Source organism: Streptomyces sp. BRA346 (genome assembly GCF_052851135.1).
Window position 1 is genome coordinate 1 of record NZ_JAIWIH010000011.1, and the last position, 14,653, is coordinate 14,653.

15 protein-coding genes are annotated in these 14,653 nt (G+C 72.1%); 8 read left to right on the forward strand and 7 right to left on the reverse strand.

All coding sequences use genetic code 11. The features are described from left to right. On the reverse strand, positions 1-105 hold a 105-nt coding region (locus tag LCH29_RS15700; RefSeq protein ID WP_156107427.1), incomplete at its 3' end, for a biotin carboxylase N-terminal domain-containing protein. Positions 106-459: 354 nt separating this feature from the next. Here LCH29_RS15700 and LCH29_RS15705 point away from each other — a divergent pair. Next, positions 460-912 carry a hypothetical protein gene (locus tag LCH29_RS15705; RefSeq protein ID WP_446462357.1) on the forward strand — a complete coding sequence of 151 codons (453 nt, stop codon included), beginning with the start codon at positions 460-462 and terminating at the stop codon, positions 910-912. Positions 913-939: 27 nt separating this feature from the next. Here the strand turns inward: LCH29_RS15705 and LCH29_RS15710 are convergent, their stop codons facing one another. The 4 genes from LCH29_RS15710 to LCH29_RS15725 form a co-directional block, all read right to left on the reverse strand. Continuing rightward, the gene (locus LCH29_RS15710; protein ID WP_446462358.1) at positions 940-1,542 is read right to left on the reverse strand and encodes a Maf family protein; all 603 of its coding nucleotides are present in this window, start codon (positions 1,540-1,542) and stop codon (positions 940-942) included. A gap of 57 nt (positions 1,543-1,599) precedes the next feature. Then, positions 1,600-1,731: a morphogenic membrane protein MmpB gene (gene mmpB, locus LCH29_RS15715; protein ID WP_446462359.1), complete on the reverse strand. Its 132-nt coding sequence runs from the start codon at positions 1,729-1,731 to the stop codon at positions 1,600-1,602. 80 nt (positions 1,732-1,811) lie between these two features. Next, complete coding sequence (locus LCH29_RS15720; protein WP_446462360.1) at positions 1,812-2,018, reverse strand: acyl-CoA carboxylase subunit epsilon; 207 nt, start codon at positions 2,016-2,018, stop codon at positions 1,812-1,814. Between the two features lie 220 nt (positions 2,019-2,238). Then, a complete protein-coding gene (locus tag LCH29_RS15725) occupies positions 2,239-3,834 on the reverse strand; it encodes an acyl-CoA carboxylase subunit beta (RefSeq protein WP_009717294.1) in 1,596 nt (531 codons plus the stop codon). Positions 3,835-4,038: 204 nt separating this feature from the next. On the opposite strand from LCH29_RS15725, the gene LCH29_RS15730 reads away from it, so the two are divergent. The 6 genes from LCH29_RS15730 to hutH all read left to right on the forward strand — a co-directional run bounded on the left by LCH29_RS15730 (position 4,039) and on the right by hutH (position 12,024). Beyond that, positions 4,039-4,926 carry a biotin--[acetyl-CoA-carboxylase] ligase gene (locus LCH29_RS15730; protein ID WP_446462361.1) on the forward strand — a complete coding sequence of 296 codons (888 nt, stop codon included), beginning with the start codon at positions 4,039-4,041 and terminating at the stop codon, positions 4,924-4,926. 301 nt (positions 4,927-5,227) lie between these two features. Then, complete coding sequence (locus tag LCH29_RS15735; RefSeq protein ID WP_446462362.1) at positions 5,228-6,514, forward strand: adenylate/guanylate cyclase domain-containing protein; 1,287 nt, start codon at positions 5,228-5,230, stop codon at positions 6,512-6,514. An 83-nt stretch (positions 6,515-6,597) separates the two neighbouring features. Next, positions 6,598-8,181, forward strand: coding sequence for a cytochrome P450 (locus tag LCH29_RS15740; protein ID WP_446462363.1), 1,584 nt, complete (start codon positions 6,598-6,600; stop codon positions 8,179-8,181). Between the two features lie 46 nt (positions 8,182-8,227). Further along, positions 8,228-9,022 carry an enoyl-CoA hydratase/isomerase family protein gene (locus LCH29_RS15745; protein ID WP_446462364.1) on the forward strand — a complete coding sequence of 265 codons (795 nt, stop codon included), beginning with the start codon at positions 8,228-8,230 and terminating at the stop codon, positions 9,020-9,022. A gap of 205 nt (positions 9,023-9,227) precedes the next feature. Then, the gene (locus tag LCH29_RS15750) at positions 9,228-10,325 is read left to right on the forward strand and encodes a diguanylate cyclase domain-containing protein (protein WP_446462458.1); all 1,098 of its coding nucleotides are present in this window, start codon (positions 9,228-9,230) and stop codon (positions 10,323-10,325) included. A gap of 154 nt (positions 10,326-10,479) precedes the next feature. Continuing rightward, on the forward strand, positions 10,480-12,024 hold the full coding sequence (gene hutH / locus LCH29_RS15755) for a histidine ammonia-lyase (protein ID WP_446462365.1): 1,545 nt from the start codon (positions 10,480-10,482) through the stop codon (positions 12,022-12,024). Between the two features lie 52 nt (positions 12,025-12,076). Here the strand turns inward: hutH and LCH29_RS15760 are convergent, their stop codons facing one another. After that, positions 12,077-12,391 carry a hypothetical protein gene (locus LCH29_RS15760; RefSeq protein WP_446462366.1) on the reverse strand — a complete coding sequence of 105 codons (315 nt, stop codon included), beginning with the start codon at positions 12,389-12,391 and terminating at the stop codon, positions 12,077-12,079. Between the two features lie 306 nt (positions 12,392-12,697). Here LCH29_RS15760 and LCH29_RS15765 point away from each other — a divergent pair, with 306 nt between their 5' ends. After that, the gene (locus LCH29_RS15765) at positions 12,698-13,954 is read left to right on the forward strand and encodes a L,D-transpeptidase (RefSeq protein WP_446462367.1); all 1,257 of its coding nucleotides are present in this window, start codon (positions 12,698-12,700) and stop codon (positions 13,952-13,954) included. An 87-nt stretch (positions 13,955-14,041) separates the two neighbouring features. Here the strand turns inward: LCH29_RS15765 and LCH29_RS15770 are convergent, their stop codons facing one another. Then, complete coding sequence (locus tag LCH29_RS15770; RefSeq protein ID WP_446462368.1) at positions 14,042-14,614, reverse strand: RDD family protein; 573 nt, start codon at positions 14,612-14,614, stop codon at positions 14,042-14,044. Positions 14,615-14,653 lie beyond the last annotated feature (39 nt).

Genomic DNA, 14,653 nt, shown 5'->3' on the forward strand with positions numbered 1-14,653 from the left:
GTCCGGATCGGCGTAGACGGCTACGCTCGCGATCCCGGCATCCCGGCAGGCACGGGCAACACGGACAGCGATCTCGCCACGATTGGCGATGAGCACCTTGCGCACGATGGCTCCCTCCTTGAAACAAGCCGAGTTTAGGTACAGGCAACACCCCACGCCGAGAAGCACTCGGGCGTGAGCTTGGCCACACGGAGCGTTAGACCTGCCCAGGGCAGACAGCCGAATCCCCCGTCGCTCCACGGTACGCCCGGTTTTCGGGCCCGCGGCGGAGTCCGCGCTGTGTCCAGGATCTCTGCCCCGCCGTCCTGGGGAGCTTCACGTTTCTTTGTGGGATCCCTACGAACGAGTGGCGGAAACTTTGCCGCACCGTCCTGTGCGCGAGAGCCCCTCGCGCACCTCTTGTGGGGCGGCTTACCCGTTAGTAGCGTTCGCGATGTCGAACCGGAAGAGGTGGGCGGGGTGGCACGCAGACCAGTGGCCGCGGTGGCGGCCGTGACGCTGATGCTGGAAGCGGTCGGCATAGCGCTGCTGAACTGGATCCTGGGCCTGGTCGTGGACCGGCAGCAGATGTCCCTGGGCGGCATGGACACCGACGCGATGTCCGTGGGCACTTGGGTCGGCGGCGGCATCTTCGGCGTCTATCTGCTGCTGTGCGGCGCGGTGCTGCTCCGTATGGCGCTGCGCGACCGCGCGCCCGGCCGTTTCGGCCGCATCCTCCTCGTCACCTGCGCGGTGACGCACGGCGTGGTGGGCGCGTTCTCGGTCGGCCTGGTGGGCTGGCCCGCGTTCGCGTGTCTGATGGTGGTGCTGGGACTGGTGGTGCTCAGCCTGCTGGCGTACGAGCCGGGGGGCGCGCCCCGGGGCGGGACCGCCGAGGCCGAGAGCGGCCAGGACGCCCCCAACCCGGCCTGAGGGCCTTTCAACGCATCGATCGGACTCTCAGGCCCAGAGGTCGGTGATGCCCACGCCGATCTCGGCCAGCAGCGTGCGCAGCATCGGCAGCGACAGCCCGATCACATTGCCCGCGTCGCCCTCGATGCCCTCGATGAACGGCGCCGAACGCCCGTCGAGCGTGAACGCGCCCGCCACGTGCAGCGGTTCGCCGCTCGCCACGTACGCGGCGACCTCGGCGTCGGTCGGCTCGCCGAAGTGGACCGTGGTGGAGGCGGTGGCCGAGGTGCGGCGGCCGCACGTGGTGTCGATCACGCAGTGGCCGGTGCGCAGGACGCCCGGGCGCCCACGCATCGACTTCCAGCGGGCGGTGGCCTCCTCGGCGTCCGCGGGCTTGCCGAGCGCCTGCCCGTCCAGCTCCAGCACCGAGTCGCAGCCGACGACGATCGCCCCGTCGGCCTCCGCGAGACCGGCCACGGCCGCCGCCTTGGCCTCGGCCAGCACCCGCGCCAGGTCGGCGGGCGTCTCGGCGGTCAGCGCGTCCTCGTCCACTCCGCTGACGATCACCTCCGGCGCGAATCCGGACTGCCGCAGCAGGCCGAGGCGGGCGGGGGAGGCGGAGGCGAGGATCAGGGTGCGCTGGGCAGTCATGCGCCCAGAGTAGGCGCTGCCACGGCCCCGGTCAGGGGGTCCGGCTCAGGGCCCCGCTCAGGGGTGCAGCGTGAGCAGACAGGTGGCGATCATGATGGCGATCGCCAGGACGGCGCGGACGCGGCGGAGCATCGCCTGAGCGCGCCGTAGCTCCTCTGGCGGCTCATCGGGCGGCTCGGACCACAGCATGCGACCGATAGTGCGCCCGGAGGGTCGCGTGGCGCCTGAGTACGCGTACTCAGGCGCCACCGCGCGGAGAACCATTTCCGTCAGGCGGGCCAGTACGTCGTGCGCCACGCCTTGGGGCCGGGCTGCGGGACGCGGCGGCTCGGGATGGTGCGGGCCGGATCGGACCACTCCTCCGGTACGCCCTCGCCCTGCGCGACGGCCGACGCGGCCGCCGCGCGTGCTTGTACGACCGCCAGTGCGGCTGCCAACTCCTCTGGGGTGGGATTGCCCCGGACGATTCGGATCATGGAAACAGCCCTTCCTGAACCTAGAGGGGGACCTAGGGGGCCTAGGGGGTGTCTCGCCGATCATGCCGGGCTCGCGACGTCTGGTGCGGCACCTCGCGGCCCCGCGCTCGTCGCGCGCAGCGCCTCCCCCAGCTACCGCTGGGAGGTGCCCCCTGCGCTCTCCTCACGCGGGTTGCGAGCTTCCCCCAGCTACCGCTGGGAGACACCCCCTAGAGGGAACCTAGAGCGGGATGTTGCCGTGCTTCTTCGGGGGCAGTTGCTCGCGCTTGTTCCGCAGGGTGCGCAGCCCCCGGACGATGTGGCGGCGGGTCTCGGACGGCATGATGACCGCGTCGACGTAGCCGCGCTCGGCCGCCGTGTACGGGTTGAGCAGGGTGTCCTCGTAGTCCGCGATGAGTTCGGAGCGGGTCGCCTCGGGGTCGTCGGCGGCCGCGATCGTACGGCGGTGCAGGATGTTGACCGCGCCCTGGGCGCCCATGACGGCGATCTGCGCGGTGGGCCAGGCCAGGTTGAGGTCGGCACCCAGGTGCTTGGAGCCCATCACGTCGTAGGCGCCGCCGAAGGCCTTGCGGGTGATGACGGTGATGAGCGGGACGGTGGCCTCCGCGTACGCGAAGATCAGCTTGGCGCCGCGCCGGATGATGCCGTTGTACTCCTGGTCGGTGCCGGGCAGGAAGCCGGGCACGTCCACGAAGGTCAGCACGGGCACGTTGAACGCGTCGCAGGTGCGGACGAAGCGCGCGGCCTTCTCGGAGGCGCCGATGTCCAGGCAGCCGGCGAACTGCATCGGCTGGTTGGCCACGATGCCCACCGGGTGGCCCTCGACCCGTCCGAAGCCGGTGATGATGTTGGGCGCGAAGAGCGCCTGGGTCTCCAGGAACTCGTTGTCGTCCAGGACGTGCTCGATGGCCCGGTGCATGTCGTACGGCTGGTTCGCCGAGTCCGGGATGAGGACGTCCAGCTCCCGGTCCTCGTCCGAGGTCTCCAGGTCGGCCTCGTCGGGGAAGGCGGGCGGCTCGGAGAGGTTGTTGGACGGCAGGTACGACAGCAGCGTCTTGACGTACTCGATGGCGTCCTTCTCGTCGCCGCCCATGTAGTGCGCGACGCCGGAGGTGGTGTTGTGGGTGCGGGCGCCGCCCAGCGCCTCGAACCCGACGTCCTCACCGGTGACCGTCTTGATCACATCCGGTCCGGTGATGAACATGTGCGACGTCTGGTCGACCATGACCGTGAAGTCGGTGATCGCGGGCGAGTAGACCGCGCCGCCCGCGCACGGCCCGACGATCAGGCTGATCTGCGGGATCACCCCGGAGGCGTGAACGTTTCGGCGGAAGATCTCGGCGAACAGGCCGAGCGCCACCACGCCCTCCTGGATCCGGGCGCCGCCGCCGTCGTTGATCCCGACGATGGGGCAGCCGGTCTTCAGTGCGAAGTCCATCACCTTCACGATCTTCTCGCCGTAGACCTCGCCCAGCGACCCGCCGAAGATCGTGAAGTCCTGGGAGTAGACGCACACCGGGCGCCCGTCGACCGTGCCGTAGCCCGTCACGACGCCGTCCCCGTAGGGCCGGTTCTTCTCGATGCCGAAATTGGTGGAGCGGTGCCGGGCGAACTCGTCCAGCTCCGTGAAGGACCCCTCGTCGAGGAGCAGGTCGATGCGCTCGCGCGCGGTCAGCTTGCCCTTGGCGTGCTGCTTCTCGACCGCCCGCGCGGAGCCCGCGTGTGTCGCTTCTTCGATGCGGCGCTGAAGGTCCGCGAGCTTCCCCGCGGTGGTGTGACGATCTGGAATCTCGGGGGCAATCTCCGGCTCGGACATCGGGATGCGGCTCCTGCTCGTCCTGGGGGTGGATTCTGGGACCGTGACGCTGGGTCGTGACGCTGTGGATCGGGGGGATAGCGGGGTGGTGGACGGGGTTGATGGCGTTTTGTGCTGACTGGGCTACCGGTCCGTAGCGTATCGGCGCCACCGCTGGGTGGCACTGCGTCGTTGGCCACACCTCCTGGTCCTAGGCTGGCCCGTATGACGCCATCTGACACCCCCGGGGGCCCAGGAGATCCACGCGGCCGCTGGACGGACCTGGAACGGCCGCCGCTGAACGCGGCCGCCCTGAGCCACGCCCTGGTGCGCCCCGGTGGGCTGTGGGCCGACCTGGAGGTGGTGCAGGCGACCGGCTCGACCAATACCGACCTGGTGGCCCGGGCCGGGGCCGGCGCCCCGGAGGGCGTCGTCCTCGTCGCCGAGGAGCAGAACGCCGGGCGCGGCCGCCTCGACCGCACCTGGACCGCCCCGCCCCGGTCCGGCTTGTTCTTCTCCATTCTGCTGCGGCCCGGCGCGGCCGGCGTCCCCACGTCCCGCTGGGGCTGGCTGCCGCTGCTCGCCGGGGTGGCGAGCGCGGGGGCGCTGAGCCGGGCGGCGGGCGTGGACACCATGCTGAAGTGGCCGAACGACCTGCTGGTGACGGTCGGCGGCGAGGAGCGGAAGTTCGGCGGGATCCTCGCCGAACGGGCCGATGACGCCGTGGTGATCGGTGTCGGCCTGAACGTTTCCCTGCGCGCCGGTGAACTTCCCGTGCCGACGGCCGGTTCGCTGGCCCTCGCGAACGCGATCTCCACCGACCGCGACCCGCTGCTGCGGGCCGTCCTGCGGTCCATCGAGCAGTGGTACGGGGAGTGGCGCCGCTTCGAGGGCGACCCCGCGGCCTGCGGGCTCCAGGAGGCGTACGCGGCGGGCTGTGCGACCTTGGGACGACGGGTCCGCGCGGAACTCCCGGGCGGCGGGGCGACCGTCGGCGAGGCGGTCGCCATCGACGGCGACGGGCGGCTGGTGCTGGCCTCGGACACCGGGGTGCAGGAGCCGGTCTCGGCCGGTGACATCGTGCACCTGCGTCCCGCGTCACCGGAGGAGTAAGGGGCGGAGTGCATAGCGACGGGGAGAGTGAGCCGAAGGGGCGCGCCGCTGTCGTACGGGAGAGCGCGCGGAGACTCCGAGGGCTCGTATCGATGTGCGGCTCCGCCGCGCGAGGAGTCGAGCACGGTCGACCGTCGACAGGGGCTGGAGGCGCCCCGGAGGTGAACGGAGAGAAGGGGAGAGTGAGCTAGGGCACACCTGACGTATCGTGGTGGCGGTCCGTCCAGTTCGGGGCGGCCGCGGGCCGAACCGGAAGAAGGAACGTAAGGGCAGTGCGCACGGATCGGACAGGGGGCGGGCGGTGACCGCCGACGACGCGGGTTCCGGCACGGCCGAGGGGCACGAGGCCCGGGACGCCGCCGCGGAAGCCACCGCCGGAGAAGCCACCGCCGCACAGGATGGTGCCGGGCAGGACGCTGCCGTACGGGAGTCGGCCGCACGGGAGCCGGCCGTACCGGAGACGGCCGTACCGGAATCGGCAGACGCCACCGGGGGCACCGGACCCGTCGAGGACCCGGAAGCAGCCGAGGATGACGACGACGCCCCGGACCCCATCGCGCTCCGGCTGGAACAGCTGATCCTCGGCGCCGAGCGGCGCTACACCCCCTTCCAGGCCGCCCGCAGCGCGGGCGTCTCCGTCGAACTGGCCACCCGCTTCTGGCGGGCCATGGGCTTCGCCGACATCGGCCAGGCCAAGGCGCTCACCGAGGCGGACGTCCTCGCCCTGCGACGGCTGTCCGGTCTGGTCGAGGCGGGCCTGCTGAGCGAGCCCATGGCGATCCAGGTGGCCCGGTCCACCGGGCAGACCACCGCACGGCTCGCGGACTGGCAGATCGACTCCTTCCTGGAGGGGCTCACCGAACCCCAGGAGTCCGGGATGACCCGGACCGAGATCACCTATCCGCTGGTCGAGCTGTTGCTGCCGGAGCTGGAAGAGTTCCTGGTGTACGTCTACCGGCGGCAGCTCGCCGCCGCGACCGGCCGGGTGGTGCAGGCCGCGGACGACGCGGAGATGGTGGACCGGCGGCTCGCGGTCGGCTTCGCGGACCTGGTGAGCTTCACCCGGCTGACCCGGCGGCTGGAGGAAGAGGAGCTGGGCGAGCTGGTCGAGGCGTTCGAGACCACGGCCGCCGACCTGGTGGCCGCGCACGGCGGCCGGTTGATCAAGACCCTGGGCGACGAGGTGCTGTACGCGGCCGACGACGCGGGCATCGCCGCCGAGATCGGGCTGCGGCTGATCGAGACCCTGACCCATGACGAGACGATGCCCGAGCTGCGCGTCGGGATCGCCTTCGGCACGGTCGCGACCCGCATGGGCGACGTCTTCGGGACGACGGTGAACCTGGCGAGCCGGTTGACCTCCATAGCCCCCAAGAACGCGGTCCTGGTGGACGGCGCGTTCGCGGAGGAGCTGAGCCACACCGGGGAGGCCCCGGTGTCGGAGGCGGAGGCCGCGGAGGCGGCCGCCAAGGCCGAGAAGGAGGGCCTGGAGCCGCCCTCGTACCGCTTCGCGCTCCAGCCGATGTGGCAGCGGCCGGTGCGTGGTCTCGGGGTCGTGGAGCCGTGGCTGCTGAGCCGCCGCGGTTGAGCCGCCGGTGCGGCGATTGACGAATCTCACCAAACGCTGAAGTCGGCACGAGGCGGAAAACCGGTCCGCTAGCGTACGTCGGCATGATCGACGACCCGGCTGAAGCGGGCGCGGCCGTGCCTCTGCACACGCCCGAGTTCGCCAAGGACCCGTCCGCCGTCTACCGGCGACTGCGCGAGACGTACGGCCCGCTGGCCCCGGTGGAGCTGGACCCGGGCGTCACCGCGACCCTGTGCGTCGGCTACGACACCGCGCTGGAGATCCTGCGCCGCCCCGAGACGTTCTCCAAGGACCCGCGGCGCTGGCGGGCGAAGAACGAGGGCCGGGTCCCCGACACCAGCCACGCCGGGCAGCTCATCCGCTACCGGCCGCAGCCCACCGCGGCGGACGGCGAGGAGCACCAGCGGTACCGCAACGCCATCGACGACTCCACCAGCCGCATCGACCCGGGCGCGCTGCGCGGCTACGTCGAGCGGATCGCCGACTCCCTGATCGACCAGTTCTGCGACGCGGGCGAGGCCGACCTGATCGGCGAGTACTGCGCGCTGCTGCCGCTGCTCGTCCTCGGCGAACTCTTCGGCTGCCCGCGCGATATCGCGGACCGGCTCTTCACCGGGCTCGCGCACCTGTTCGACGGTACGGACGTGGCGGAAGCCGACCGTACGATCACCGCGGCGCTCCAGGAACTCGTCGCCCTCAAGCGCGCCCGGCCCGCCGCCGACGTCACCTCCTGGCTGATCGCCCACCCCGAACGGCTCGCCGACCACGAACTCGTCGAGCAGCTGATGCTCCTGACCGCCTCCGGCAGCGACCCGGTGATCAACCTGATCGGCAACGCCCTGCGCGTGCTGATGACCGACGACCGGTTCGCGGGCGGCCTCTCCGGCGGCAGCATGCTCGTCGAGGACGCCCTGGACGAGGTGCTGTGGACGGACCCGCCGCTGGCCAACCTCGCGGTCCACTTCCCGCGCCACGACGTCACCCTGGCCGGGGTGCGGTTGCGCGAGGGCGAGCCGATCGTGATCAGCTTCGCCGCCGCCAACCAGGACGCGTTACGGGTCTCCGACCGCAACCGCGGCAACCGCGGCCACCTCGCCTTCAGCGCCGGGCCCCACATGTGCCCCGGCCGCAGCTCGGCCCGCCTCATCGCCTCCGTGGCCATAGAAAAGCTCCTGGACCGCCTCCCGGACGTGGAACTCGCGGCCCCGGAGGACGACCTCCGCTGGCGCCCCGGCATCTACCAACGCGGCCTCACCACCCTCCCCGTCCGCTTCCCGCCCACTCCCCAGGACCCGGACGTCCCGCCTCCGGCGACAGAGCCTGCGCCCTCGGAGCCCGGCCCGCTCCCGGATGCGGGTGCGGGCGGGTGCCCGTTCCCGCACCCGGCCGCGGCCCCGAGCCCGGGCAGGGCGGGCGCGGCCCCGGCCCCGAGCGGCGCGGCTGCCGCCCCGGGCGGGGACCCCGGCGCGCCCTCGCCCCCGGCTTCAGGCGAGGCCCCGAGCCCCGGCGGGGCCCGAGGCGTGGGGGCTGCCCCCACCCCCGCGCCGGTGCCGTCGTGGGCCTCGACTGCCGACGAGGAGGGCGAGGCGGACGGCGACGACAGCGCCGGGCAGCGGCCTCGCCCGTCGATGACGGCCTTCCTGATGCGGTGGCGGCGGCGCCGGTAACGTAGCCCGGGCAACGGTTCACGGTCGTTAACCGGGAGGGTGCGAGATGGGTGAGCAGCGGTACGGGGAGTGGGTCGCGGTCCGGCGGGACGGCTTCGTGGCCGAGCTGGTGCTGGACCGGCCGAAGGCCATGAACGCGGTGTCCTCCGAGATGGCCCGCGGCATCGCGGCGGCGTGCGCGGCGCTCGCCGAGGACGCTTCGGTGCGGGCCGTCGTGCTCACCTCCACCCATGAGCGGGCCTTCTGCGTCGGCGCGGACCTCAAGGAGCGGAACTCCTTCTCCGACGCCGAGATGATGCGCCACCGCCCGGTCTCCCGCGCCGCCTACACGGGCGTGCTGGAACTGCCCGTGCCCGCCATCGCCGCCGTGCACGGCTTCGCCCTCGGCGGCGGCTACGAGCTGGCGCTGTCCTGCGACGTGATCGTCGCCGACCGCACGGTCGTGGTGGGGCTGCCCGAGGTGTCCGTCGGCGTGATCCCGGGCGGCGGCGGTACGCAGCTGCTGCCCCGCCGGGTCGGTGCCGCCCGCGCCGCCGAGTTGATCTTCTCCGGCCGCCGGGTGCCCGCCGAGGAGGCCCACGCGCTGGGGATGGTGGACGAGCTGGTCGCGCCGGGTGAGGACCGTACGGCCGCGCTGGAGCTGGCCGGGCGGATCGCCGCGAACTCGCCTGTCGGGCTGCGCGCCGCCAAGCGGGCCCTGCGGCTCGGGCACGGCCTGGACCTCCCGGCCGGGCTGGAGGTCGAGGATGCGGGGTGGCGGACGATCGCCTTCTCCGGCGACCGCGCGGAGGGCGTGGCGGCGTTCAACGAGAAGCGCAAGCCGGAGTGGCCCGGGGAGTGAGGGTCCAACCTCTGGTCGATACCAGATGTGAACGGGCCAAAGCGGATTGTCCTCGACATTCTTACTCTTGAGTGCAGAGCGGACGCGCGTGCCTCCGGTGGGTGCGCGTGGTGAGGAATGCGAGGCCGACGTGAGCGACAACGGGGATGACGGGGGACGAGGGGTCGACCGGCGGTTGCGGGCGGTGGTGGGGCTCGCGCAGGCGATGGCGGCGGCGCCCACGCCGCGCGAGTCGGTGGGCGCTGCCGCCGAGAGCGCGCGCCGCGCGCTGGACGGCACCTTCGCGGCGGTTTCGGTGTGGGAGCGGGAGCGGGGCCGGTTGCGGGTCCTGGCGAACGTGGGCGAGCTGATGCCGGGGGAGGAGCCGGTGCCGGACGACGAGTCGTATCCGGTGCACGACTTCCCGGAGATCGCGGAGTTCCTGCACGAGCGGTGGGCCGCGGGCGGCGAGCCGCACGCGTGGGTGGAGACCGCGGAGGGCACCGGGCCGGGCCCGGCCTCGTACTGCCACCAGCGCGTCGCAGCGCTGCGGCGGCGCGGTCGCGGCTCGTGCGTGGTCGCACCGCTGGTGCTGCACGGACGGGCGTGGGGCGAGCTGTATGTGGCGCGGGCGGCCGGGAGCCCGGTGTTCGACCGGGGTGACGCGGACTTCGCGACCGTCCTGGCCTCGGTGGCGGCGGCCGGGCTCGCCCAGACCGAACGCCTGGAGGAGGCCCGCCGTCTGGCCTTCACCGACCCCCTGACCGGGCTTGGCAACCGGCGGGCGGTGGACATACGGCTGGACGAGGCGCTGGAGGCGTACCGCGAGCACGGCACCGTGGTGACGCTGGTGGTGTGCGACCTGAACGGCCTCAAGCGGGTCAACGACACCCTCGGCCACGCGGTGGGAGACCGCCTGCTGGAACGTTTCGGCACGGTGCTCTCCCTCTGCGGCGCGATGCTGCCGGGGGCGTTGGTGGCGCGGCTGGGCGGCGACGAGTTCTGCCTGCTGGGGGTCGGGCCACCGGCGGACGAGGTGGTGCGGGTGGCCGATGAGCTGTGCCGCCGGGCCGCGGAGCTGGAGATGGGCGAGGGGGTCGCCTGCGGGATCGCGTCGACCGGCGACCCGATCGGGCCCGTGGCGTCGGCCCGCCGGCTGTTCCGCCTCGCGGACGCGGCCCAGTACCGGGCGAAGGCGGCGCGCTCCCTCAAGCCGGTGGTCGCGGGCCGGGACGGCGGCCCGGACGACCCGGTGATCCGCCTGGCCGACACCCCCGCGGACCGCCCCCGAGAACGCCGCCGCTTCCGCGGCCGCCGCCCGTAGCCCTGGTGCCTGGTGGCAAGGAGCGTTGCTGCCCCGTTTCGCGGCGCTAGGCTCGCGTCATGCCTACGTCTCACAGATGGGGGGCCGGCCGGGGCGGGGTGGGGAAAGGCAGCCGGGGTGACACTCGGGGATTCACTCTCTAGGGTGCCTGAATATGGATATGCACACTGTGGTGGTGGGGACGTCGGGGACGACCGCCGAGGACGTCGTCGCCGTGGCGCGCGGCGGGGCGCGGGTGGAGTTGGCGGGGGAGGCGCTGGCGGCCGTGGCCGCCGCGCGGCGGGTCATCGACGACCTGGCGGCCAAGCCCGAGCCCGTGTACGGCGTCTCCACCGGGTTCGGCGCCCTCGCCGTACGCCACATCAGCCCCGACCTCCGCGCCCAGCTCCAGCGCAACATCGTCCGCTCGCACGCGGCCGGGATGGGGCCGCGGGTGGAGCGCGAGGTGGTGCGGGCGCTGATGTTCCTGCGGCTCAAGACGCTGGCGTCCGGCCACACCGGGGTGCGGCCCGTGGTCGTGGAGACGATGGCGGCCCTGCTGAACGCGGGGATCACGCCCGTGGTGCACGAATACGGCTCCCTCGGCTGCTCCGGCGACCTCGCGCCGCTGTCCCACTGCGCGCTCGCGCTGATGGGGGAGGGCGAGGCCGAGGGGCCCGACGGGGAGGTGCGGCCCGCGGCCGAGCTGCTGGCCGCGCACGGCATCGAGCCGGTGGAGCTGCGGGAGAAGGAGGGCCTGGCGCTGCTCAACGGCACCGACGGGATGCTCGGCATGCTGGTCATGGCGTGCGCCGACCTGGCCCGGCTGTACACCGTCGCCGATGTGACGGCCGCCCTGTCGCTGGAGGCGCTGCTCGGTACGGACCGGGTGCTCGCGCCCGAGCTGCACGCGATCCGCCCGCACCCCGGCCAGGCGGCCAGCGCGGACAACATGCTGCGGGTGCTCGACGGTTCCGGGCTGACCGGGCACCACCAGGACGACGCGCCGCGCGTCCAGGACGCGTACTCGATCCGCTGCGCCCCACAGGTGGCGGGCGCGGGCCGGGACACGCTCGCGCACGCCCGCCTGGTCGCGGACCGGGAGCTGGCGTCCGCCGTGGACAACCCGGTGGTGCTGCGGGACGGCCGGGTGGAGTCGAACGGCAATTTCCACGGCGCGCCCGTCGCGTACGTCCTGGACTTCCTCGCCGTGGCGGCGGCCGACCTCGCCTCGATCGCGGAGCGCCGTACCGACCGGCTGCTGGACAAGAACCGCTCGCACGGACTGCCGCCCTTCCTGGCGGGTGACCCGGGCGTGGACTCGGGGCTGATGATCGCGCAGTACACCCAGGCGGCGCTGGTGAGCGAGCTGAAGCGGCTCGCGGTGCCCGCCTCGGTCGACTCGATCCCGTCCTCCGCGATGCAGGAGGACCACGTCTCCATGGGCTGGTCGGCGGCGCGCAAGCTGCGCACGGTGGTGGACAACCTGACCCGGGTGCTGGCGATCGAACTGGTCGCGGCGGCCCGCGCGGTGGAGCTGCGGGAGGGCCTGGTGCCCGCGCCCGCGACCCGGGCGGTGCTGGCGGCGGTGCGCGGGGCGGGGGTCGAGGGCCCGGGCGGGGACCGCTATCTGGCGCCGGACCTGGCGGCCGCGGAGGCGTTCGTACGGTCCGGGAAGCTGGCCGAGGCGGTCGAATCGGTGACGGGGCCGCTGGCCTGACGGGGCATGGGCCGGAAGGCCCGGGCAGAAAGGCCCGGGTGGAACGGCCCGTTCACGGCGCTTCCGCGCGCGTACGGCGCGCGGAGGCGGTCACCATCGTGATCCCGAGCCCCAGGAAGGCCGTGCCTCCGGCGAGGTACGGGGTGACGTCCACGCTGCCGGTGTCGGCGAGGTTTTCGTCCGGGACGGCCTCGGTCCGGGGCCGGGACGGGGACGGCGCCTCGCCGCGTGCCGCACCGGAGGACGCGCCGGAGGACGATGAGGGTCCGTCGGACTCGACCGTCGCGTTGGCGGAGGGGACGAACCACAGGGCGCACAGCAGCGAACCGGCTGCGGCAGCGGTCAGCAGCGGTCGGCGTGCGGACACAACGGCATCCTCCTTGCGGCTGCGGCGAATTGACCCCGTGTGCCCGATCGTAGTGACTTGGAGGGGCCGGGCGGTAGCGATCCGGGGCGGAGGCCCCCTCCGCACCATATGACTAATACCGGACTGTCATGGTTTGTCCGGATTCGCGGCGCTGCGTCATAAGCTGGACCAGCGTCTTTGCTAAGTGGCCTCGCGCACAGTTTTACTGGGCGTGGAACCGACCAAAAGGTACAGGCGTTCTTGGTGGATAGGTCTGCTGGTTTGGTCTTGGGTTTTGGGGTCCAGTCGCAAATGGAGAAGCGTGTGATGACGTACGGCAAGCGCCGTAGGGGGCTGGCGGCAGCGGCCGCCGTGCTCAGCGGGGTACTGACTCTCGCCGCCTGTGGCGGGGACGGCGACAGCAGCGACAGCAAGGGCGGTGGCAAGGGGCAGTCGCAGGTTGACGAGGCGGCGGCCAAGGACGCCTCCGACGCCCGCATCAAGATCACGCCGAAGTCCGGTGCGACCAATGCGGGCATCAACCGCGACACCAAGGTCAGCGTCAGCGGAGGCAAGCTCACCTCGGTGACCATGACCTCCAAGGCCGACGGCTCCACCGTGGCCGGATCCATATCGTCCGACGGGAAGTCCTGGAAGCCGGACGGGCAGCTGGAGCGGTCCACCGAGTACAAGATCAGCGCGTCGGCCAAGGACTCCGACGGCCGCAAGGCCACGGAGCACTCGTCCTTCACCACCGTCTCCCCGGCCAACAGCTTCATCGGCAACTTCACGCCGGAGGACGGCTCGACGGTCGGCGTGGGCATGCCGGTGTCGATCAACTTCGACAAGGCGGTGACCAACAAGAAGGACGTCCAGTCCCACATCAAGGTCACCTCCAGCAGCGGTCAGGAGGTCGTCGGCCACTGGTTCAACGGCAACCGGCTGGACCTGCGCCCGAAGGACTACTGGAAGGCCAACTCCACCGTCACCCTGAAGCTGGACCTGGACGGCGTCGAGGCGTCGCCGGGTGTGAAGGGCGTCCAGGAGAAGACCGTCACGTTCAAGGTCGGTCACTCGCAGGTCAGCACGGTCGACGCCAAGGCCAAGACCATGAAGGTCGTGCGCGACGGCAAGCTGATCAGGACCATTCCGATCTCGGCCGGAAGCCCCGACAACACGACGTACAACGGTCAGATGGTGATCTCCGAGAAGTTCAAGGAGACCCGGATGAACGGTGCGACGGTCGGCTTCACGGACGACGACGGCAAGGGCGAGTACGACATCAAGGACGTGCCGCACGCCATGCGGCTGTCCACCTCGGGCACCTTCATCCACGGCAACTACTGGGGCGCGAAGTCCATCTTCGGCAGCCAGAACACCAGCCACGGATGCGTGGGCCTGTCGGACACCAAGGGCGCCAACGACCCCAACACGCAGGGCGCCTGGTTCTACAACAACTCCCAGATCGGTGACGTCGTGGTGGTGAAGAACTCCAACGACAAGACCGTGGCTCCGGACAACGGCCTCAACGGCTGGAACATGGACTGGAGCAAGTGGGTGGCGGGCAGCGCGACCGGCGCCTGACACCACGTCCGATCTTCACCGCCGGGCGGCGGCCGACCCGATGAGGGTCGGCCGCCGCCCGGTTTTTCGGGGCCTCGTGGCGGGCCGTCAGTGCAGGTGCCGCAGCCGCCGCAGGTCCTTGACGCGCACGTACCGGATCTTGCAGTGGTCCTCGTACGGATCGCCGTCCGCGCAGGCCAGGTAGCGCACCGGCTGCATCGGCAGCCAGGTCATCCCGAGCAGCCAGCGGTGGAGCAGCCGCCAGAACTCCGGCCGCCCCGCGTCGGTCTCGCGCACGACGCGCATCCGCAGCATCCACTTGCCGAGGGAGGCCCGGAAGATCCAGGCGCCCAGCACCTGGTTGACGATCGACAGTCCGAAGACGCAGGCCACGGCCAGGAGCAGGGGATCGACCCCGGCCGTGAACTTCGGGAGGACGTCCGTGCCGAGGGGAAAGCCGCCGCCCAGGGCCAGGACGCAGTCCACCGCCGCCGCGACCATGCGCCGCTCGTCACCGGCGGGCTCCGGGACGCGTACCGGCCGGGGCTGTGGGGCTGGCTGTCCGTAGGGCGGTGCGTACGGCTGACCATGCGGCTGGCCGTACGGCTGCGCGTACGGGTTGCCGGGCTGGGGCGGAGGGGAATGCGGAATGGGCTGGTGCTGCCCCCGTGGATCACTCATGGTCACGATCTTGCCAAGGCCCGGGACGGAGCCCGGCGG